The 21,638-nt window shown below is 66.0% G+C and carries 14 protein-coding genes, 1 tRNA gene, 2 rRNA genes and 2 pseudogenes; 13 read left to right on the top strand and 6 right to left on the bottom strand.

What is annotated here, in order from left to right:
- From IT549_RS02450 to IT549_RS02435, 4 genes are all read left to right on the top strand, one after another.
- Nucleotides 1-289, top strand: a 23S ribosomal RNA gene (locus IT549_RS02450); the annotation flags it as partial.
- A 117-nt stretch (nucleotides 290-406) separates the two neighbouring features.
- Nucleotides 407-521: ribosomal RNA gene (rrf, locus tag IT549_RS02445) — 5S ribosomal RNA — on the top strand.
- A 137-nt stretch (nucleotides 522-658) separates the two neighbouring features.
- Nucleotides 659-735 (top strand) — tRNA-Met (locus tag IT549_RS02440).
- A gap of 60 nt (nucleotides 736-795) precedes the next feature.
- Nucleotides 796-1,965: a cell wall hydrolase gene (locus IT549_RS02435; RefSeq protein ID WP_292969699.1), complete on the top strand. Its 1,170-nt coding sequence runs from the start codon at nucleotides 796-798 to the stop codon at nucleotides 1,963-1,965.
- Here IT549_RS02435 and IT549_RS02430 read toward each other — a convergent pair.
- The 5 genes and pseudogenes from IT549_RS02430 to IT549_RS02410 all read right to left on the bottom strand — a co-directional run bounded on the left by IT549_RS02430 (nucleotide 1,962) and on the right by IT549_RS02410 (nucleotide 7,965).
- Nucleotides 1,962-2,519, bottom strand: coding sequence for a hypothetical protein (locus IT549_RS02430; RefSeq protein ID WP_292969698.1), 558 nt, complete (start codon nucleotides 2,517-2,519; stop codon nucleotides 1,962-1,964). The two genes, IT549_RS02435 and IT549_RS02430, sit on opposite strands and share 4 nt — an antisense overlap.
- Nucleotides 2,520-2,574: 55 nt before the next feature.
- On the bottom strand, nucleotides 2,575-3,204 hold the full coding sequence (locus IT549_RS02425) for a LysE family translocator (RefSeq protein WP_292969697.1): 630 nt from the start codon (nucleotides 3,202-3,204) through the stop codon (nucleotides 2,575-2,577).
- Nucleotides 3,201-4,439 (bottom strand): annotated as a pseudogene (locus IT549_RS02420) (3-hydroxyacyl-CoA dehydrogenase NAD-binding domain-containing protein); the annotation flags it as partial. The pseudogene IT549_RS02420 and the gene IT549_RS02425, both read right to left, overlap by 4 nt.
- A 213-nt stretch (nucleotides 4,440-4,652) precedes the next feature.
- Nucleotides 4,653-6,242, bottom strand: a complete 1,590-nt coding sequence (locus IT549_RS02415) for a fatty acid--CoA ligase (RefSeq protein WP_292969696.1) — start codon at nucleotides 6,240-6,242, stop codon at nucleotides 4,653-4,655.
- Between the two features lie 250 nt (nucleotides 6,243-6,492).
- Complete coding sequence (locus tag IT549_RS02410; protein WP_292969695.1) at nucleotides 6,493-7,965, bottom strand: M20 family peptidase; 1,473 nt, start codon at nucleotides 7,963-7,965, stop codon at nucleotides 6,493-6,495.
- 89 nt (nucleotides 7,966-8,054) lie between these two features.
- On the opposite strand from IT549_RS02410, the gene IT549_RS02405 reads away from it, so the two are divergent.
- A complete protein-coding gene (locus IT549_RS02405; protein ID WP_292969693.1) occupies nucleotides 8,055-9,071 on the top strand; it encodes an aromatic ring-hydroxylating dioxygenase subunit alpha in 1,017 nt (338 codons plus the stop codon).
- Here the strand turns inward: IT549_RS02405 and putA are convergent.
- Nucleotides 9,068-12,190 (bottom strand): bifunctional proline dehydrogenase/L-glutamate gamma-semialdehyde dehydrogenase PutA, encoded by a 3,123-nt coding sequence (gene putA / locus IT549_RS02400; protein WP_292969692.1) that lies wholly within the window; start codon nucleotides 12,188-12,190, stop codon nucleotides 9,068-9,070. The genes IT549_RS02405 and putA overlap by 4 nt on opposite strands.
- A 128-nt stretch (nucleotides 12,191-12,318) precedes the next feature.
- On the opposite strand from putA, the gene IT549_RS02395 reads away from it, so the two are divergent.
- The 8 genes and pseudogenes from IT549_RS02395 to kdsA form a co-directional block, all read left to right on the top strand.
- Nucleotides 12,319-12,858 (top strand): YfiR family protein, encoded by a 540-nt coding sequence (locus tag IT549_RS02395; protein WP_292969690.1) that lies wholly within the window; start codon nucleotides 12,319-12,321, stop codon nucleotides 12,856-12,858.
- A gap of 3 nt (nucleotides 12,859-12,861) precedes the next feature.
- The gene (locus IT549_RS02390) at nucleotides 12,862-14,091 is read left to right on the top strand and encodes a diguanylate cyclase (protein WP_292969688.1); all 1,230 of its coding nucleotides are present in this window, start codon (nucleotides 12,862-12,864) and stop codon (nucleotides 14,089-14,091) included.
- 4 nt (nucleotides 14,092-14,095) lie between these two features.
- Entirely contained in the window at nucleotides 14,096-14,581 is a 486-nt protein-coding gene (locus IT549_RS02385) for an OmpA family protein (RefSeq protein ID WP_292969686.1), read from the top strand.
- Between the two features lie 20 nt (nucleotides 14,582-14,601).
- The gene (locus tag IT549_RS02380) at nucleotides 14,602-18,198 is read left to right on the top strand and encodes a hydantoinase B/oxoprolinase family protein (protein WP_292969685.1); all 3,597 of its coding nucleotides are present in this window, start codon (nucleotides 14,602-14,604) and stop codon (nucleotides 18,196-18,198) included.
- Between the two features lie 2 nt (nucleotides 18,199-18,200).
- Nucleotides 18,201-18,842: a DUF969 domain-containing protein gene (locus IT549_RS02375; RefSeq protein ID WP_292969708.1), complete on the top strand. Its 642-nt coding sequence runs from the start codon at nucleotides 18,201-18,203 to the stop codon at nucleotides 18,840-18,842.
- Complete coding sequence (locus tag IT549_RS02370; protein ID WP_292969684.1) at nucleotides 18,839-19,777, top strand: DUF979 domain-containing protein; 939 nt, start codon at nucleotides 18,839-18,841, stop codon at nucleotides 19,775-19,777. Before IT549_RS02375 ends, IT549_RS02370 begins: the two co-directional genes overlap by 4 nt.
- A complete protein-coding gene (locus tag IT549_RS02365; protein WP_292969683.1) occupies nucleotides 19,774-20,769 on the top strand; it encodes a DUF2891 domain-containing protein in 996 nt (331 codons plus the stop codon). Before IT549_RS02370 ends, IT549_RS02365 begins: the two co-directional genes overlap by 4 nt.
- A gap of 21 nt (nucleotides 20,770-20,790) precedes the next feature.
- Nucleotides 20,791-21,636: pseudogene (gene kdsA / locus IT549_RS02360) on the top strand (3-deoxy-8-phosphooctulonate synthase); the annotation flags it as partial.
- Nucleotides 21,637-21,638: the final 2 nt, after the last annotated feature.

Here is a 21,638-nt window from a genome sequence, read left to right as displayed (position 1 = left end):
TCGCGAGACAGTTTGGTCCCTATCTGCCGTGGGCGTCGATACTTGAGAGGAGTTGCCCCTAGTACGAGAGGACCGGGGTGAACATGCCTCTGGTGTACCTGTCGTGGCGCCAGCCGCGCAGCAGGGTAGCTATGCATGGACGGGATAACCGCTGAAAGCATCTAAGCGGGAAGCCTCCCTCAAGATAAGGTATCTTCGAGTCGTGATAGACCATCACGTTGATAGGCTGGATGTGGAAGCGCGGTAACGTGTGGAGCTAACCAGTCCTAATAACTCTGATCATGCTTGATGAATCCCACCATCAATGACAGCTCTGCTGTCGTTGACCGGACGGTCATCACAGCCAGATACGCCTACAAACACGTAAACGTGCATCGATTAAAACCCGTATCCGCCTGCTTTATTGCTTGGTGGCCATAGCGTCAGTGACCCACCCGATCCCATCTCGAACTCGGCCGTGAAACCTGACAGCGCCGATGGTACTACCGCTCAAGCGTTGGAAGAGTAGGACGTCGCCAGGCATTATAGCCGGCGGGCACGGGATAAACCCATTCACATGTCAGGGCATTTGCCCGCACTTTGAGGGCCGCTTGCGGCCCTTTTTGTGTCTCTGGGGACTTGTTTCCCGATAAAATGGCCCTAAGTGGCCTCTTGGTGACGCGGGGTGGAGCAGCCCGGTAGCTCGTCAGGCTCATAACCTGAAGGTCGTAGGTTCAAATCCTACCCCCGCAACCATCCATAAAACCCCGCTTCGGCGGGGTTTTTTGTTGCCGCTCTTGCGGCTAGAGGACTGTAATGGACGATCCGCTGAACCGCCGGATGATCGTGGCGCTGCTCGCGCTGCTGCCGATCGTGCTGTTCGCCTGGATCTGCCAGAGCTTTGTCCCGCCGCGCAGCAAGGCTGAGGCCGCACTGGCGGCCGAACTTGCGGCCTTGCCTGGGAATGCCAGCGAAGCGCCGGTGGTCGGGCTGGAGCTGGCTCCGGGCATGCTCAGTCTCGATGCGATGGATGCCGCCCGCGCGGCGAATGCCGGCAATCCCTTTGTCACCGGTCCGATCGATCCGGCCCCACCGTTCCGGTTCTCGGGTTCAGTCGCCGATCAGTACAACGCCCGCGAATGTCTGGCGCTGGCTGCCATGGCCGAAGCCGGGCCCAGCGACATTGGCCAGCGTGCGGTGATCCAGGTGATCCTCAACCGGGTGCGCCATCCCGCCTTTGCCAAGACAGTCTGCGGCGTGGTCTTCGAAGGATCGCAGCGCGCCACCGGCTGCCAGTTTACCTTTACCTGCGATGGATCGCTGGCCCGGCGTTATGGTGAAGAGGCCTGGGCTGCAGCCCGCTCGCGCGCCGCGCAGGCTTTGGGCGGTTCGGTCTTTGGCCAGGTCGGCCAGGCAACCCATTATCATACCGACTGGGTCTATCCTTCCTGGAGCCCCAAGCTGGAGAAGCTCACCCAGGTCGAAACCCACCTGTTCTTCCGCTGGCCGGGTCGGTGGGGCACGGCGCAGAACTGGACCAGCTATCGCGGCGGCGAGCCATCGTTTGCCGCGCTGACCTCAGGCCCGGCGCCGAGTGCTGAAATGAGCGGCCTGCCAGACTATTACGACGCCGATGCTTCCGCTGCGATTGCACCGCTGCCGATTGATACGCCCAAGGTGACCAGCGGCGAGGTGGTGATGCGGCTACCCTCGGGCAAGGCCAATTTCATCGTCGTGGCCAGCGGCTCCAGCCCGCAGACGGCGCTGGGAACGGCGAAGAAGCTCTGCACCGGTGAGGGCACCTGCCGGGTGATGGGGTGGGCCAACCGGATTGACGTGCCCGCCAGCTTCCCCCTGCCGCGGGCCGCACGCGACAGCCTGCAATTCAGCTACACCCGCGATCCCGCCGGCGCTGAAATCGTGCTCTACAACTGCGATACGTTCAAAGGCCTGCCGCGCGAGCAGTGCATTCCGCGTGGACGCTAAAGGCCGCGACGACCGAAACCGGCTGCGCGCGGCGCACCAACTGGTGGCGATATCCGGGTTGGCGCCACTGGTTGCGGGCTGCCACCTTGGGCCCACATGGCATTCAGCTGGTCGAACAGCCGGGCATGGCGCGCCTTGGGCATGTCGATCAGATCTTCCTGGATCTTGACCTTTAGTTCGCCTTCGCCCGGAAGGTGGGCCTCGAAGACGAGATAGTGGCCCAGATTCTGCTTTATCAGACCGAACGCGGATTTTTGCTGGAGCACTTCGCGGCGGATGCCGACAATCTGATCCCAGTGCACATGGGTAGAGGCGTAGAGCGTGGAAAGCTGAAGGCCGCTGGCGGTTTCCCTGATCGCGCTGACACCACTGGCGGCGCGCGCGGCTGCGGCGTAACCTACGAAGGGCAGCGCCAGCGCGAACATTGCGCCGATCAGGCGGTAGATCCAGTCAGCCTCGTCCTGAAGGGCTACCCAGCCGCCGCCCACTGCGAAGAGGACGCAGCCAATCGCCGGCATCACAAGATTTGAACGCTTGTAGACCACATCGAGCATAGGATTGTCCCCCATACCCATCCTACACAGCTCGTCTTAAGGTCGGTTTATGCCGTCACGCTCGCGCATCGAGCGCCAGTTTCAGCCCGAAGGCAATGAACAGCCCGCCAGTCAGCCGGTCGAGCCAGGCCATGACTCCGGGCTTGCGCAGAGCGCCCAGCAGCGGGCGGGTCGCCATCACCAGCGCGCCAAACCAGACCAGGCCGAGCAGGTTGTGGATCGATGCCAGCAGCACCGACCAGCCCAGCACGCTCGCTCCCGCCGGAATGAACTGGGGGAGGAACGAGACGTAGAACACGCCGACCTTGGGGTTGAGCATGTTGGTCAGAAATCCTCGCAGCAGCCAATTGGGCCGGGCTGCGACCGGTGCCTGCGCTGCGCCAAGCTCGATTGCCTGGCGCGGGCTACGGATCAGCTTGAGACCGAGGTGGAACAGATAGAGTGCGCCGGCCCAGCGCAGCACCTCGTAGGCGAGCTGCGATGCGGCGAGCAGCGCGCCCAATCCGGCGCCGACGAGCAGGCCCCAGCCCAGGCAGCCCAGCGCGATGCCGACCGCTGCCAGCATCGCCCGACGCGGCCCCTCAGCCGCGGCGGTGCGCAGCACCAGCGCGGTATCGAGCCCCGGAGTGACGGTCAGCAACGCTGCGGTGGCGGTGAAGGCCAGCAGCGCCGCACCGCTGGTCATGCGTTGAACTTTCCGCCTTCGGCCGCCAGCCGTTCCAGCAGCGGGGCGACCGGCAAGTTGTGGCGCCTCAGGCCATCGGCGATCTTGCCCAGCCCTTCATGGTCGGCCCAGTACATGATCCCGCCGGTCCAGGCCGGCCAGCCATAGCCGTTGAGCCAGACCAGATCGACGTCGCTGGCGCGCTGGGCGATGCCTTCTTCCAGGATCAGCGCGCCTTCCGAGACCATCGGATAGAGCAGGCGCTCGAAGATTTCCTGCTTGCTGATCGCGCGCTGGGTAACCCCGCTCTTGGCGGCGAAGTCGGCGATGATCGCCTTGACCTCGTCCGAAGGGCTGCGGCTGCGGTCTTCGGCGTAGTCGTAGAAGCCCTTGCCAGTCTTCTGGCCCCAGCGCCCGGCGGCGCACAGCGCTTCGCGGATCGTGGTGACCTTGCTGGGATCGCGGTGCCAGCCGATGTCGAGCCCGGCCAGATCGCCCATCTGGAACGGGCCCATCGGGAAGCCGAAATCAAGCAGGACCTGGTCGATATCGTAATAGGCCGCGCCTTCCATCAGCAGCGTGTTGGCCTGTTCCTGGCGTTTGGACAGCATGCGGTTGCCGATGAAGCCATGGCACACGCCCGAAACCACCGGCACCTTGCGGATCGTCCCCGCGAGCTGCATCACAGTGGCCAGCTGGCTTGCCCCGGTCAGCTTGCCGCGCACGACTTCCAGCAATTTCATGATGTTGGCGGGGGAGAAGAAGTGCATGCCCAGCACCGCTTCGGGCCGCTTGGTGGCCGCAGCGATCTCATCGACGTTGAGGTAGCTGGTGTTCGACGCCAGGATCGCGCCCTGCTTCACGATCCCGTCGAGCCGGCCAAAGACGTCCTTCTTGACCTCCATCGATTCGTAAACCGCCTCGATCACCAGGTCGCAGTCGGCCAGGCTTTCGAATTCGAGCGAAGGGGTCAGCCGTGCCATCGCCGCTTCGGCCACGGCCGCTTCTATCCGGCCGCGCTTGACGCTGGCCTCGTAATTCTTGCCCATCACCGCCACGCCGCGATCCAGCGCGGCCTGTTCGCGTTCGACAATCGTTACCGGGATCCCGGCGGAGAGGAAATTCATCGCGATCCCGCCGCCCATTGTGCCGGCACCGATCACGCCGACCTTGCCGATCGGGATCAGCGGCGTATCGGCCGGGATATCGTCGATCGTGGCGGCCAGCTTCAGCGCGGCCTCGATATGCGCCTGCGCGCCGGGAAGGGGTTCTGACATGGCACTTTTCCTTGGCTAGCTAAGCGGTTCGGAGAATATCTCGCACAAAGACACAAAGGCACAAAGATCGAAGGATGCGGCAAAGCCGCCTTGATTCAATCACGCTATCGTTTGCTTTCCAGGGGCTGAAGGCATCCGAAGCGTGCGTGCGTCTTTGTGTCTTTGTGTCTTTGTGTCTTTGTGCGAGTCAAATCAATTCACTTGCCGTTCGCGCCCTTCCCAATAGGGCTCGCGCAACTGGCGGCGCAGGATCTTGCCGCTGGGGTTGCGCGGCAGCATGTCGATCACATCGACGCTTTTGGGGACCTTGAACCCGGCGATCCGCTCACGCGTCCAGGCGATGATCGAATCCGCATCGATTGTCTCACCCGGCCTGGGCACGCAGACCGCCTTCACGGCCTCGCCCCATTTCTCGTCAGGTACGCCTATCACGGCGACTTCCAGCACTTGCGGATGGCCATAGATCGCGCTTTCGACCTCGGCCGGGTAGACGTTCTCGCCGCCGGTGATGATCATGTCCTTGGCGCGGTCATACATGTAGACGTAGCCGTCTTCATCAAGATAGCCGACATCGCCGGTAGCGATCCAGCCATCGGCATCCATGGTGCTGGCAGTCGCTTCGGGCAGTTTCCAGTAACCCAGCATGTTCGAGGAGGAGCGGGTGCAGATCTCGCCGATCTCGCCTTGCGGCAGGATTGTGCCATCGCGGCCCCGGATCACGATTTCAACTCCCGGGAGCGGCTTACCGGCCGAGCGCATCCGCTGGTTGCCTTCGACCGTGTGGTCCTCGGGCGGCAGCACGCAGATAGTGCCGGTGGTTTCGGTCATGCCATAGTTCTGGACGAATTCGGCGCCGAACATCGCGATGCACTGGCGCAGCAGTTCAAGCGGGATCGGGCTGGCGCCATACATGATGTATTTGACCCGGCTGAAATCGGTCTTCGCGCAGTCGGGGTGGTTGAGCAGCAGCGCCAGCGCGGCCGGCACGATGAAAAAGCGCGTGCAGCCGCGGTTCTCAACCGCGTCGAACACCCGGGTTGGCTCGAATTCGCTCAGCACGATACCTGGCAGGCCGGCTGCCAGCGCGACGATGCCCAGCCCGGTCCCGCCGATATGCGCGCAGGGCATGGCGACCAGCACCGCCTCGTCCTCGTCCCACAGCGAGTGCGGCGCCGGGTTTTCAAGCCCCGCCTTGCGCAGGCCGAACAGGTTGCGGTTGGACAGCACCGCGCCCTTGGGATTGCCGGTGGTGCCGCTGGTGTAGAGTTGCAGCACGGCATCGTCGGGACCGGAGGGATCGAAGCTGCCGCGCGGCGCCTTGATGAACCGGGCCTGCGCTTCGGGCACGGTATGGCAGCCGATCAGGCCCGGGCGCTGCCCCAGGGTGGACTGGCAGGCTTCGAACCCTTCGCCCAGGAACAGGATCCTGGCTTCGGCGTTGTCGATGATGAAGGCGGCTTCGGGTTCGGCCAGTCGCCAGCCGACCGGGACCATCACGATCCCGGCGCGCGCCGCGCCGAAGAACAGCGTGAAATAGGTCGCGCTGTTCTTGCCTAACCAGGCCACCCGCTCGCCCTTCTTCACCCCGGCGGCCAGCAGTGCCGACGCCACCCGGGCGGTGGCATCTTCCAGATCGCCATAGCTGAAGGCCAGGTCATCGCCTTCCATCGCCAGCCGCTCGGGCCGGTCCTTGGCCCAGAAGCGGATGAACTCGTCAAAAGTGAACAGGTCCTTGGTGCGCTGGGCCTTGGCCAGCAGCCGCTGATAGGTCGCGTCGTCCATTCGTCTCTCCCGTTGGCGAGGAGTTTAACTGCGCGATTAAGGGAGGCAAGGGCTAACCTTCGCTTCCCCCTTGATGGGGGAAGGATACGAAGGCTTGAGAGCGCAGCGATCTAGCCGCAGTTGGATGGGGGTGATGGTGCCGCCAAGCACTGTGCCATGTCGCGAAATCACCCCCGCCCAACCTGCGCTAGCGAACAAGTTCGCAAGCTACGGTATCCCTCCCCCATCAAGGGGGAGGTGAGGACAGACTTCACCCCGCCGCTGTGGCGATCAGCCGCGCGTAAAAGCGGATCAGACTTTCCAGATTGGCCAGCGTCATATGCTCGTTGGTGCCATGGATCATCTTGATGTCGCCGCTGGCCAGACCGATCGCCTGAAAGCGATAGACGTCGTCCGAAACCGGCGACATCGATCGGCTGTCGGTGCCGGCCACCACCAGATAGGGAGCGATCACCAGGTCGGGCTGGTCGGCCCTGGCGCTGGCCGCGATCAGGTTCCAGCCTTTCGAATTGCTGGACGAAACCGGGCTTGGCTCGCGCGGGGCACGGTCAGTGAACTTGACCTCGACTGGCAGGCCCTTGGTCGCGGCACGGGCACGTTCCAGCACATCCTTCGATGTGTCCCACGGGGCAATGCGATAGTTGATCAAGGCGCTGGCGCTTTGCGGCAGGACGTTTTCCTTGGGGCTGCCGGTCAGCATGGTCGGCGCGATGGTGGTGTGCAGCATGGCTGCCGAGGCCGGACTTTCGGCCATTTTCGACATGACCATTCCGCCCAGCAGCCAGCGATTGGCCACCGCCAGCTTGGTCGCGCCGCCAGCCTTGGCTGCCAGCACTGAAATCATCCCTTCGGCCGGGCCGCGCAGCTGCATCGGGAACTGCTTGGCGCTGATCGCCAGCACCGCCTTGGCCAGGTTGACCGAGCCGATCTCGTTGGCAGGCGGCGGGGCAGAGCTGTGCCCGCCGGGCGCATGGGCGGTGACCTGCAGCGTCGCATAACCCTTTTCGGCCACACCGATCATCGCGGCCTTGCCATTGATCATCGGCGTATCGGTGGTGATCAGCCCGCCCTCGTCGATCGTGAACAGCGCCTTCACCTTGCGCGCGGCCAACGCCTTGGCCACGGCCTGCGCGCCGGTGCCGCCCACTTCCTCATCATGCCCGGAAACCAGAATTACCCTCCGCTTCGGCTTGAAGCCCTGCGCGGCCAGAGCCTCCATCGCCTCGAACAGCGCGATCAGCGATCCCTTGTCGTCGATCGTGCCGCGCCCCCAGACCGCGCCTTCGGCAATGGTCCCGGCGAAGGGCGGATACTTCCAGTCTTTCTCGGTGCCCGGCGTTACCGGCACCACATCCTGGTGGGCCATGACGATGATCGGCTGGGCGGCGGGATCGCTGCCCGGCCAGGTGAACAGCAGGGTCTGGCCCAGCGTCTCTCGCTGCATCGCCGCATGGGCCTTGGGATAGGTGCTGGCCAGCCAGCTATGCAGCCGGGTCCATTCGCCTTGCTGATCCTCGGCCGGATCCTGATGGCTGACGGTCTGGATCTGCACCGCCTGGCTCAGGTGCTGGGCGGCGGCCTGCGTATCGAATGCCGGGGGCTGGGCCACGGCGATGCCCGAACCATCGCCCACCGCATCGGGCCGGAACAGCGCGGTCCGCGCCGCCAAGGTGCCGCCCAGCGCCACTACCCCGACGCCCAGTGCCAGAACCCACTTCTTCATCGCCCGCTCCCTCTCCGTTGCTTGAGCAGGTGTAACCGGTAGGTGGCGCAATGCAACCGAGCTTGCTAGGCTTATGACGGAGGGACCTGATGCTGAAGAATGCCTGGTATGTCGCCGCCTGGGCCGACGAAGTCACCGCTGTGCCGGTGGAACGCCGGATCATCGGTGAGCGCGTGGTGCTCTATCGGTGCGGCGATGGCAGCGCGGTGGCTCTGGCCGGCCTCTGCCCGCATCGCCGCCTGCCGCTGGCGATGGGCCGGGTTGAGGGCGACACGATCGCTTGCGGCTATCACGGGCTGACTTTCGCGCCTGATGGCCGCTGCGTGCGCGTGCCGTGTCAGCACAATGTTCCCGATGGCGCAGACCTGCGCGCCTATCCCTTGGCCGAGCGTTACAACCTGCTGTGGATCTGGATGGGCGATCCGGATCGCGCCGATCCCGCGGCGATTGTCGAGATTCCCAACTGGGGCAATCCGGACTGGGGTTACAATCGCGGCGCAGCAATGCAGTACGCCTGCAACTACCTCTACATCACCGACAACCTGCTCGATCCCTCGCATGTCGCCTGGGTTCACCAGTCCAGCTTCGGCGATACCGCGTGCGAGGCGGTACCGCCGCAGACCCGGCGCGACCAGCTGGGGATGACGGTATCACGCTGGATCCTCGATGCCCCGGTCGCGCCGTTCTATCGCGATCTGGTGCCCTTTGCCGGCAATGCCGACCGGCTGCAGCAATACGAGGTCCGCTATCCCGCGCATGCGATCATCAAGGCGGTGTTCGTTCCGGCCGGGCAGGGCGGCCCGGGCACTGAACCCGATCCGGCCAGCAGCTTCCTGATGGATTCGTACAATTTCATCACGCCCGAGGATGACGGTCACAGCCGCTACTACTGGTTCCAGCTGCGCAATGTCCGGCCGGACGATGCCGCGCTAAGCGCGCAGATGTCCGAGGCCGTACTGGCGGCCTTCTCTGAAGATCTCGCGGTGCTCAACGCCGTGCAGCAGGGCATGGACGAGGCGGGCGACGATTACATCTCGATCGCAACCGACGCCGGCCCGCTGCGGTTCCGCCACGAACTGGCCAAGCTGATTGTTGCCGAAGGTTAGCCTGACGCCATCAGGCTGGCATTGCCGCCCGCCGCCGTGGTGTCGATGCAGGTCACCCGTTCGGTCGCGAACCGCGCCAGATAGTGCGGCCCACCGGCCTTGGGGCCAGTGCCCGACAGGCCTTCGCCGCCAAACGGCTGGCTGCCGACCACCGCGCCGATCTGGTTGCGGTTGACATAGAAGTTGCCGACCCGGGCTCTGGCCTGGACCAGCTTGCGGGTTGCGTCGATCCGGCTGTGCAGGCCCAGCGTCAGGCCAAAACCGGTGGCGTTGATATCGTCGACTACCTGCTCCAGCGCTTCGGCCCTGAAGCGGGCGACATGCAGGATCGGCCCGAAGTTTTCGTTCGCCAGCTCGCGGATCGATCCGATCTCGATAATCGCCGGGGCAACGAAGTGGCCACCCTGGCACGCTTCGGGCAGTTCGCGCTGCCAGACCGTGTGGCCCGCCGCCTGCATCGCCGCGACATGGGCATCAAGCTTGGCCTTGGCTTCGGCATCGATCACCGGGCCGACATCGCTGGCAAGATCTTCCGGGCTGCCGATCACCAGCGCTGCGAATGCGCCGCAGATCATCTCGATCATGCCATCGGCGACATCGTCCTGCAGGTAGAGCACGCGCAGCGCCGAGCAGCGCTGCCCAGCGCTCTGGAAGGCTGCAGCCAGCACATCGCGGGTAACCTGTTCGGGCAGCGCCGAACTGTCCACGATCATCGCGTTCTGGCCGCCGGTTTCGGCAACCAGCGTGGCGAGCGGGCCATTGCGCGCGGCCAGCGAACGGTTGATCGCCTGCGCGGTTTCGGTTGATCCGGTGAAGGCCACCCCGGCAATGCGCGGATCGCCGGTCAGCAAGGCGCCGACCTTGCCATCGCCCGGGGCAAGCTGGACCTCACCATCGCTGATCCCGGCTTCATGGAACAGGCGGATCGCCAGATCGGCAATCAGCGGGGTCTGTTCGGCCGGTTTGGCGATCACCGTGTTGCCGGCAGCAAGCGGCCCGGCAATCAGCCCGGTGAAGATCGCCAGCGGGAAATTCCACGGAGCGATCGCCACCACCACGCCGCGCCCGTGCAGGGTCAGGCGGTTGCTTTCACCGGTCGGCCCGGGCAGCGCCACGCCTTCGGCAGTGAAGTGCGCACGGGCCTCGGCCGCGTAATAGCGCAGGAAATCGACCGCCTCACGCAGTTCGAGCACGGCATCGACCAGGCTCTTGCCGGCCTCGCGCTGGCACAGCGACAGGAACTGGACGGTGTGCGCTTCGTAAAGATCGGCGACCTCTTCCAGCTTTTCGGCCCGCAGCGCGCCGCCCGCCGCATCCCAGCCGGGCTGGAAAGCGACAGCCCGGGCGATCATTTCATCGACTTCGGCAGCGGTCGTTTCGCGCACCTGACCAATGACATCGGCACTGTCGAACGGCGCGCAGATGTTGGAAACCGGTCCCGCCTGCCTGTGCTCCACGGTCGGGGCGGAAGGCCAGTCGTGCTCGCCGCGCCAGTCTGCCAGCTCGGCCAGCAGCGGTTCGCGCACCAAAGGATCGGCCAGATCCAGCCCGCGCGAATTGACCCGGCCGGGGAAGATATCGCGCGGCAGCGGGATCGCCGGGTTGCGGCGCGGGCTCAGCGCTGCAAGCTCTGCCACCGGGCAACCGACCAGTTCGTCCACCGGTACTTCGGCATCGGCCATGCGGTTGACGAAGCTGCTGTTCGCGCCGTTTTCCAGCAGGCGGCGGACCAGATAGGCCAGCAGTTCCTTGTGCCCGCCGACCGGCGCATAGATCCGCACCGGCGTGCGCGGCTGGCCGGCATCGGCTTCCAGCCGGGCTAGCTCGGCATAGACGTCCTCGCCCATGCCGTGCAGTCGCTGGAATTCGAACTCGGCCGCCCCGGCCAGCGCCTTGATCGCGCCGATCGTATAGGCGTTATGCGTGGCGAAGGCGGGGTAGATCGCATCGGGCGCAGCGAGCAGCCTGGCCGCGCTGGCCAGGTAGGAAACGTCGGTCGCAACCTTGCGGGTGAACACCGGGTAGTCGACATGCCCGCCCACCTGGCCCAGCTTGATTTCGCTGTCCCAATAGGCGCCCTTGACCAGCCGGACCATGATCCGGCGGTGATACTTGCGCCCCAGCGCGGTCACCCATTCGACCAGCGGCACCGCGCGCTTCGAATAGGCTTGCAGCGCCAGGCCGAAACCCTGCCAGCCGCCGGCGAACAGTTCGGGATCGGCGACCAGATCCTCGATGATGTCCAGCGACAGTTCCAGCCGTTCGGCTTCCTCGGCATCGATGGTGAAGTGGACATCGGCATCGCGGGCCTTGAGCGCCAGCGCCTTGATCATCGGCACCAGCGCAGCCCGCGCGGCGGGGGCGTGGAGGAAATCGTAGCGCGGATAAAGCGCGGAGAGCTTCACGCTGATCCCCGGGCTGCGCACGATCCCCGCACCAGCCTCAGCCGCGATCGCATCGAGCGCACCGTGGTAGCTGGCGAGGTACTTGTCGGCATCGGCGAAGGTCATCGCCGCTTCGCCCAGCATGTCGAAGCTGTGGGTCAGCCCCTGTTTGCGTTCGGGCGCGGCGCGTTCCAGCGCTTCGTCGATCGTCCGGCCAAACACGAATTGTCCGCCCAGGATCTTCATCGCCTGCAGGGTCGCCTGGCGGATCACCGGCTCACCCAGCCGGCCAACCGCGCGCTTGAGGCTGGCCCCCAGTCCCGCTGCCTCGTCGCGCCGCTGGTGCAGCACCTGGCCGGTCAGCATCAGCGAGAAGGTCGCCGCATTGACGAAAGTGCTGGTGCTTTCGCCCACATGTTCGCCCCAGTCGATCCCGGCCAGCTTGTCGTGGATCAGCGCATCGGCGGTGGCCGCGTCGGGCACCCGCAGCAGGGCCTCGGCCAGGCACATCAGGGCAATGCCTTCGTCGGTGCCCAGGCCGTAGGTCTGCAGGAACGCATCGAGCCCGCTGGCCTTATGCGCCCGCGCGCCTTCGACCAGCCGGGCGGCGATTCTGCGGGCTTCAGAGTGGGCCTGAGCAGCAGGAGCCGCCTCCTTCAGGCGCTGGGCGATGCACAGCTCCTCTTCCATCCGGTAGGCCAGGCGCAGTGCGGTACGATCAAGGGGAGAAAACATGGCGGTGCCCTAGCACCGGTTGCAGACGAAACCAATCGCCTGCCAACCTGTCAAAAAACACAGGTCGAATTAACCCTCTTGTTTGTTTCCGGTAAGGATCGGTTGCGCTATCGGGCGTTCTGCAACTCATGGTCCGCCATATCCGCCTTGTCGCCGCGCTTGCGGTTTTCTGTGCCGCGCCGCTTGAGGCTGCGGCGGATATGCCCCTGGGTGCGGTCGCGCCGGGCAGCGATCCCTATGCGGCCGCCGCCGCGCGCACTGTCAGGGGGATCATGGAATATGCCCGCTGGCCGCAGCGCCGCGATCCGCTGGTGCTGTGCGTGGCAGGGCCAGTGCGGCACGCGGGGCAGATCGCCAACTGGAGAATGGCTGACGGGCGGCAGGTCCAGCGGCGCAACGTCGCGGCCAATGTCGCGGGGCTGGCCGGCTGCGACGTGGTCTATCTCGGCCAGCTGACCGTGCCGGTGCAACGCCAGCTGACCGCCGCCGTGCGCGGCAAGGCGGTCCTGACCATCGCCGAAGCCGATCCCGACAATAGCAGCGAGGCCATGTTCACCTTAACCTATAGGCCTAACGCGCTCAGTTTCCGCCTCAACATCGATGCAGTGTCGCGGTCGGGCATGAAGGTCGATCCGCGCGTGCTGCGGGTCGCGACGGGAGGGGGCTGAGCCATGGCACCGACACCTCCGTCGAAACTGCCCACGCTGCGTGATCTGCTGGCCCGCGCGCACCTGCGCCTGATCCTGTTCACCGTGATCCTGGCCGCGGCCAGCCTGATGCTGTCGGGCGTCATGGTGATTCGATCCTACGCGCAGCGCAACCTTGAACTGACCGCGCGCAATGTTGCCTACACCGTCGAACCGGCGGTGGTGTTCCAGGACCGTCAGGCGATCCGTGAGGGGATGACTTCGGTCGGCGTCTCAACCGGAGTTCACCAGATCGAGGTGGTCGATCCAGCCGGTCACAGCCTGGCGCACTGGGATCGTACCCATGAAGGCCCTGCCTGGCTGCTTGATGCTGCCAACAGTGTGATCTGGCCCGAACCGGCCCGTGCCGATGTGCGCCAGGGCGGCACGCTGATCGCGCGGGTTGAGGTCTATGGCAATTCGGGCGGGATCCTGCGCTATATGCTGGCCGCCCTGCTGATCGCGCTGACCTGCGTCGGGCTGACGGTGGTGGCCACGCGGATCCTGGCGCGGCGGCTGCAGAACGAAGTGATCGCACCGCTCGATCATGTGGCCCAGGTCGCCCACGCCGTGCGGCAGGAGCGCGCCTTCGAAAAGCGCGTGCCGGCTTCGGGCATCGCCGAGATCGACCGCTTCGGGCAGGACTTCAACGCGCTGCTGGCCGAATTGCAGGGCTGGCACGCTGGCCTGACCTCGGAAAATGCCGAGCTGCAGCGCCGCGCCACCCACGACGGGCTGACCGGGCTGGGCAACCGGGTGCTGTTCGAACAGGTGCTGGCCGATGCGGTGGCCCATTCCCAGCGCAGCGGTACGCCCTTCGCGCTGATCTATCTCGATGTCGATCGCTTCAAGCAGGTCAACGATGAATACGGCCACAGTTCGGGCGATGCCGCGCTGATCGCGGTGGGTGAGCGTCTGCGCGGGGCGATCCGGCATATCGATGCTGCCTTCCGGCTGGGCGGAGACGAATTTGCGGTGGTCCTGGCGCCGTTCTTCAACCGCGCGCATGTCGATGGCGTGGTCCACCGGATCCGCAAGGCGATGGAGCTGCCTTACCGCATGCCCAACGGCCAGCTGGCCACGGCTTCGCTCAGCGTGGGGGTGGCGGTTTTCCCTGAAGATGGGGGCAATGCCGAAGAAATGCTTTCCCATGCGGATTCGGCGATGTACCGCGACAAGCGGAGTCGCCAAGAACAAGACCCGCAAGGAGCCTGAAACGATGCGCAAAGCCCTGGTGCTGCTTGCAACCGCAGCACTCGCCGCCTGCCAGACCGTCCCGCCCAAACCCGGCTTTTCGGCCAAACAGGTCGCTGCCCTGACTGCTGAGGAATTCAAGCAGGTGGGTGACAATTACGAACTGGGGCTGTCGGACCGCGTGCTGTTCGATGTCGACAAGAGTGACCTGGTGCCCGAAGCCGCGGCCAAGGTGGACAAGCTGGCCAGCGTGCTGAAAAGCGTCGATATTCACGGCGCCGGGGTTGAAGGCCACACCGATTCGTCCGGATCCGCCGAATACAACCAGCAGCTGTCCGAACGCCGGGCTGCTTCGGTCAAGTCCGAATTCGTCAAGGCCGGGATGGCCGAAGCCGAAGTGCGCGCGATCGGCAAGGGTGAGACCCAGCCGATTGCCAGCAATGATACGCCCGAAGGCCGCGCGCAGAACCGCCGTGTGGTGATCGTGGTCACCCCGGCCGACGCCAACTGATCCAGCCGGCGCTGTCGATCATGACCGGCGGCGCCTGGCAGTTCTGGATCGATCGTGGCGGTACCTTTACCGATGTGGTCGCGCGCGCGCCCGATGGCGCCCTGCGCACGGCCAAGCTGCTGTCCGAAGATCCGGCCCGCGCCGAAGACGCTGCGGTCGCCGCGATCCGCCAGCTGACCGGTGTCGGGCAGGGGGAACTGCCGCCCTGCGCAGTGCGGATGGGCACAACCGTTGCCACCAATGCCCTGCTGGAACGCAAGGGCGAACCTACCCTGCTGGCGATCACCCGCGGTTTTGCCGATGCGCTGACGATCGGCACGCAGGAACGCCCCGACCTGTTCGTGCGCCGGATCGACCTGCCGCGCCCGCCGCACGCCCGCGTGCTCGAAGTGATCGAGCGGGTCACGGCGGATGGCACGGTGCTGGCCGCGCTGGACGAGGCGGCGGCGCGCGAAGGGCTGGCCGCCGCCCGCGAAGCGGGGCTTGATTCGATCGCAATCGTGCTGATGCACGGCTGGAAGTACCCGGCGCACGAAGCGCGGCTTGCCCAGCTGGCGCGCGGGGCGGGGTTTAGCCAGGTCTCGGTCAGCCACGAGCTGGCCCCGCTGATCAAGCTGGTGGCGCGCGGCGATACCACGCTGGTCGATGCCTACCTTTCACCGGTGCTGCGGCGCTATGTCGATCAGTTCACCGCCCGGCTGGGCGGCGCGGCGCGGCCGCTGTTCATGCAAAGCTCGGGCGGGCTGATCGAGGGTTCGCGGTTCCACGGCAAGGATGCGATACTGTCGGGGCCGGCCGGCGGGATCGTCGGGATGGCACGCACCGCCGAACAATCGGGCGCGGACAAGGTTATCGGCTTCGACATGGGCGGCACCTCGACCGATGTCAGCCACTATGCCGGGCACTACGAACGCGACAGCGAAACCCGGGTTGCCGGGGTCAGGATCCGCACCCCGATGCTGCGGATCCACACCGTTGCCGCGGGCGGCGGATCGATCTGCCGGTTCGATGCCGGACGGCTGGTGGTTGGCCCCGAAAGCGCCGGGTCGGTGCCGGGCCCGGCCTGCTACCGCCATGGCGGGCCCTTGACCGTGACCGATTGCAACGTGCTGCTGGGCAAGCTGGTGCCCAGCCAGTTCCCGCAGGTGTTCGGCCCTGACGGTGATCAGCCGATCGACGCGGAGGTGGTCAAAGACAAATTTGCCGGGCTGGCCCGCGAAGTCGCGGAGGAGACCGGGCAGGCAATCTTGCCCGAAGATCTGGCCGAAGGTTTCGTGCGGATCGCGGTGGCCAACATGGCCCATGCGATCCGCCAGATCTCGGTCGCGCGCGGGCACGATGTCACCAGCCATGCGCTGTCCTGCTTCGGCGGGGCGGGCGGGCAGCATGCCTGTCTGGTCGCCGATGCGCTGGGGATCGAGACGGTGCTGGTCCACCCCTTTGCCGGGGTGCTCTCGGCCTATGGCATGGGCCTCGCCAGCGAAGCCGCGGTGCGCGAAGGCGGGCTGGGACTGCCGCTGGTGCCCGGCGTCGAACCCCAGGTTGAGGCGCTGCGCGCGCGGCTGGCCGATGAGGCTGCCGCCCAGCTTGGCACCCCGGCGACCCGGATCGAGGCGCGGCTGTTCGTGCGGCGTGACGGCAGCGAAAGCACGATCGAGCTGGAACCCGGCCCGGCCGACGAACTTGCGGCGCTGTTTGCCGAGCGGCACCGGGCCGAATTCGGTTTCGACGGCAGCGGCGCGCTGGTGGTCGACCGGGTCCGGGTGGAGGCGGTGGCCGAAGAGATCGGCGCGGGCACGCTGGCCTGGCCGCTGCCTGCTGAAAGCGCACCGCCGATCCTGACCGCGCGGTGCTGGATGGAAGGCGCAGCGCATGCAGTGCCGGTGCACGATCGGGCCGGTCTGGCGGCCGGGTTCAGCGCCGCAGGTCCGCTGATCGTGGTCGATCCGCTGGCAACTACGGTGGTCGAACCGGGCTGGGCGGTGACAGTCGATGGCGATGGCACCTTGCGGCTGGGTCGCACCGCGCCGCGCAGCAGCACGGCCAGCGGGACCGATGTGGATCCGATCCGGCTAGAGGTGTTCAACGGCCTGTTCATGGCGATTGCCGAGGAAATGGGCACTGCGCTGGCGCGTTCGGCCAGTTCGGTGAACATTCGTGAGCGGCTCGATTTTTCCTGCGCGGTGTTCGACGGTGCTGGACGGCTGGTCGCCAATGCCCCGCACATGCCGGTGCACCTGGGTTCGATGGGTGAAAGCGTGGCCACCGTGCTGCGCTCGCGCGGGGCGGGCCGCGATGGTCCCAATGACGGCAGGGGAATCCGGCGCGGCGATGCCTATGTGCTCAACGCGCCCTATGCCGGCGGGACCCATCTGCCCGACATTACCGTAATCGCGCCGGTTTTTGTGGACGGCGATGGTGATGCCCCCAGCTTCTTCGTCGCCGCGCGCGGGCACCATGCCGATGTCGGCGGGATCGCGCCCGGATCGATGCCGCCGGGCAGCCGGACGATCATGGATGAAGGTGTACTGATCGAGGATTTCCTGCTGGTCGAGCAGGGCCGGATCCGCGAGGCTGAAATGCGCGCGCTGCTGGCCGCGGGCGGGCATCCCGCGCGCAATCCGGATCAGAACCTGGCCGATCTCGCCGCGCAGGTCGCGGCCTGTGCGCGCGGTGCCCAGGGGCTTGGCGCGGCCTGCGCCGAACATGGCCGCGACGTGGTGGTGGCCTATATGCAGCACGTCCATGCCAATGCCGAGGAAGCGGTGCGGCGGCTGGTCTCGCGGCTGGAGGATGGCCAGTTCAGCCTCGACATGGATTGCGGCGCCACGATCGCGGTGGCGGTGCGGATCGACAAGGCGGCGCGCCACGTGACGGTCGATTTCACCGGCACCAGCGCGCAGCTGCCGAACAATTTCAACGCGCCGTTCAGCGTGGTCCGCGCCGCGACGATGTATGTGCTGCGCACGATGATCGACGATCCGATTCCGATGAACGAGGGCTGCCTGGCCCCGGTGACGATCGTGGTTCCCGAAGGCACCATGCTGCGCCCGCGCCATCCGGCTGCGGTGGTGGCCGGCAATGTCGAAACCAGCCAGGCGGTAACCGATGCGCTGTTCGGCGCATTTGGCGCGATGGCCGCCAGCCAGGGAACGATGAACAACTTCACCTTCGGCAATGCGCGCTACCAGTATTACGAGACGATCGCCGGGGGATCGGGCGCCGGGCCGGGCTTTGCCGGGGCCGATGCGGTGCAGACGCATATGACCAACAGCCGGCTGACCGATCCCGAAGTGCTGGAAAGCCGCTTTCCGGTGCTGCTGGAAGACTTTCACATCCGCCGCGGTTCGGGCGGGGCGGGGCGCTGGAACGGCGGCGATGGCGCGGTACGGCGGGTGCGGTTCCTCGAAGCGATGGAGGCCGGGATCCTGGCGGGGCGGCGGGTCAACCGTCCATTCGGGCTGGCTGGCGGTGGTGATGCCCTGCCCGGGATCAACCGGGTCGAACGCAGCTCGGGCGAGGTGGAGGTGCTTCCCGCCACCGCCGGCGTGACAGTCGCCCCCGGCGATGTCATGGTGATCGAAACGCCCGGCGGGGGAGGGTACGGCCAGCCATGAACCTGTGGGTCCTGATCGGCATCGCGGTAATGGTCGGCGGCTTTGTGCTGCGGGTGAACCCGCTGGTGGTGGTGCTGGCCGCCGCACTGGCCACCGGGCTGGCGGCGGGGATGGACCTGCTCGCGGTGATCGCCGCCTTTGGCAAGGCCTTCAACGATACCCGCTATGTCAGCGTGGTCTGGATCGTCCTGCCGGTGATCGGGCTGATGGAACGCCAGGGACTGCAGGAGCGCGCCCGTACGCTGGTTTCGGGCCTGAAGGGGGCGACGCTGCCGCGCCTGCTGACCGGCTATCTGCTGCTGCGCCAGGCCACCGCCGCACTGGGGCTGACCTCGATCGCCGGGCATGCGCAGACCGTCCGCCCGCTGGTGGCGCCGATGGCCGAAGCCGCTGCCCAGCCACAGGATCAGGACGAAGCCGATCAGATCAAGGCCATGGCCGCCGCAACCGACAATGTCGGGCTGTTCTTTGGCGAGGACATTTTCATCGCGATCGGCTCGATCCTCTTGATGAAGGGTTTCATGGAGCAGCAGGGGATCGTGCTGGCGCCGTTCGACCTGTCGGTCTGGGCGATCCCCACGGCCATCGCCGCCTTCGCGATCCACAGTTTGCGCCTGTGGCGCTTCGGGCGGAGGCGCGGATGATCGGGCTGGCGCAGGTCTATCTGCTGGCGGGACTGGTCTTTGGCATCTTCGCGGTGCTGTCAGCGCGCGATGCCAGCAATCCCCGGCGCTGGAGCAATGCCGCCTTCTGGGCGCTGCTGGCGCTGTCGATGCTGGCGGGTGACCGGCTGGGCGATCTGGGCAACGGCGTGCTGGTGCTGGCGCTGGTCGGCATTGCCGGTCTGGGCGGGATGGGACGCGGGGCAGCGGGTGATGACCAGGCGGCCCGCGCCGAGCGCGCCGCACGCCATGGCAACCGGCTGTTCCTGCTCGCGCTGGTGATCCCGCTGACTGCGCTGGCTGGGACTTTCCTGTTCAAGCAGGTGCCCCACTGGATCGATCCCAAGCAGGTCACCTTGGTTAGCCTGGCGCTGGGTGCGCTGCTGGGGCTGGCGGTGGGCCTTGCCTGGCTGCGCGAAAGCCCGGTGGTGCCGTTCCAGGAAGGACGGCGGCTGATGGACGCGGTCGGCTGGGCGGCGGTGCTGCCGCAGATGCTGGCCAGCCTGGGCGCGGTCTTCGCGCTGGCCGGGGTCGGGCAAGTGGTGGGCGGATTGATGAGCGAGGTAATCCCTGCTGGCTCGCTGGTGGGCGCGGTGATCGCCTATGGTCTGGGCATGGCCCTGTTCACGATGGTGATGGGCAATGCCTTTGCCGCCTTCCCGGTGATGGCGGCGGCGATCGGATTACCCTTGCTGATCCAGCAGTACCACGGATCGCCCGCTGTGGTCGCGGCGGTGGGCATGTTGTGTGGCTTTTGTGGTACGCTGATGACCCCCATGGCGGCCAATTTCAACGTGGTTCCGGCCGCACTGCTCGAACTCAGGGATCGCAACGCGGTGGTCAAGGCGCAGGTCGGCACCGCGCTGCCGTTGCTCGCCTTCAATGTCGCGCTGATCTGGTGGGCCGCCTTCCCATGACCGCGCTCGATCCGGCCCTTGCCGCGCGGTTCATGGCGCTCACCCTGGGCCACGTGGGGCGCGAATACCCGCACAAGCTTGACCATGTGCTCGATGGACCTGACGACGCGCAGACACCCTCTGCGCTCCATCCGATCTTCCACGGCAGTTTTGACTGGCACAGCTGCGTCCACGGCTGGTGGCAGGTGCTGCGGTTGGCCCGCCTGTATCCCGACTTGCCCGATGCCGAAGCGGTCCGCCAGCGCGCCTCCCAAATGCTGACCGAGGCCAATTTCGCGGCCGAGACCGCCTACCTCGCCCGGCCTACCACGCGCGGGTTTGAGCGGCCCTATGGCTGGGCCTGGGCCTTGGCGCTGCACGGCGAGATGGTGCGGCATGATGCACCCTGGGCTCACCATGCCGATCACTTTGCCCGAGCTTTCGCGAGCCGGTTCAAGGCATTCCTGCCGCTGCAGACCTATCCGATCTACACCGGCACCCATTACAACTCGGCCTTTGCCCTGACCTTGGCGCACGTCTGGGCGATGAACCACGATCCCGAATTGCTGCTGCTGATCGAGCAGCGCGCACGGGATTGGTTTACCCATGCCCGGATCGGTCAGGCCTGGGAACCGGGCGGGGACGAGTTCCTCTCGCCAGCCCTCTCCATCGCCATGCTGATGAGCCGTGTGCTGGGGAAAGACGATTTTGCCGCGTGGTTTGGCGCATTCATGCCCGAAGCGGCATCGGCCCGGCCGACGGCCCTGTTCGAACCAGCCTTCGTTTCAGACCGCAGTGACGGCAAGATCGCCCACCTGGATGGCTTGAACCTGTCGCGCGCGTGGTGCTGGCGGCGGATCGGGCAAAGGCTTGATCCCAGCGGGCTCAAACCGCTGATCGACGCAACGGTCAAGTGGCACCTCGATTCCGCCATGCCGCATATCGCCGGTAATTACATGGGCGAACACTGGCTCGCCTCTTTCGCCTTGCTCGCCTTGCAGGGCGAAGGCTAATACCGTGCCCGAAAGGGACGCACCCAATTCATGCTGGTTATTTCAGGCCCCTGCGCGATCGAAAGCGAAGCACTTGCGCTGAACGTGGCGGAGACGATCGCCACGCTTGCCGCGCGCCTGCCGATTACGGCGATCTACAAAAGCTCGTTCGACAAGGCCAACCGCACGTCGGTCAATTCGCCGCGCGGGGTGGGGCTGGATGAAGGGCTAAAGATCCTGGCCCGGGTGCGCGACGAATTCGGCCTGCCGGTGATCACCGATGTGCACGAAACTGCCCAGGTCGCAGCAGTGGCTGAGGTTGCCGATGTACTGCAGATCCCCGCGTTCCTCTCGCGCCAGACTGACCTGCTGCTTGCCGCAATGCGCAGCGGAAAGCCGGTGCTGGTGAAGAAGGGGCAATTCATGGCCCCGGGCGATATGGCACAGGTAGTCACCAAGGCGGCCAGCGGCCTTGCCGGGGGCCAGGACGTAACCCGGCACCTGCTGCTGTGCGAGCGGGGCACCAGCTTTGGTCATCACGATCTGGTGGTCGATATGCGCGGGCTGGCGCAGATGCGCGAATTCGGCTGCCCGGTGATCTACGATTGCACCCATTCGCTGCAGCAGCCGTCGGCTGCGGGTAGCAGCAGCGGGGGGCAGCGCCACCTGATCCCGGCACTGGCGCGGGCCGCTGTGGCGGCAGGCGTGGATGGACTGTTCATCGAGACCCATCCCGAACCCGGCAAGGCGCTATCCGACGCGGCTACTGTCTGGCCGAGCGGAGAGCTGGGCGGGCTGCTTGAAAACCTGCTGGCGATTGATGCCGTGACGGGGCCTGCCAAGCGCACGATTCCGCTGCCGCCGCTGCAAGGGCGCCGGACAGCCTGAAC

Source organism: Novosphingobium sp., assembly GCF_020852455.1.
Lineage (GTDB): Bacteria > Pseudomonadota > Alphaproteobacteria > Sphingomonadales > Sphingomonadaceae > Novosphingobium.
The sequence above is the reverse complement of the archived record's forward strand: the minus strand, read 5'-3'. Positions and strand labels throughout refer to the sequence as shown.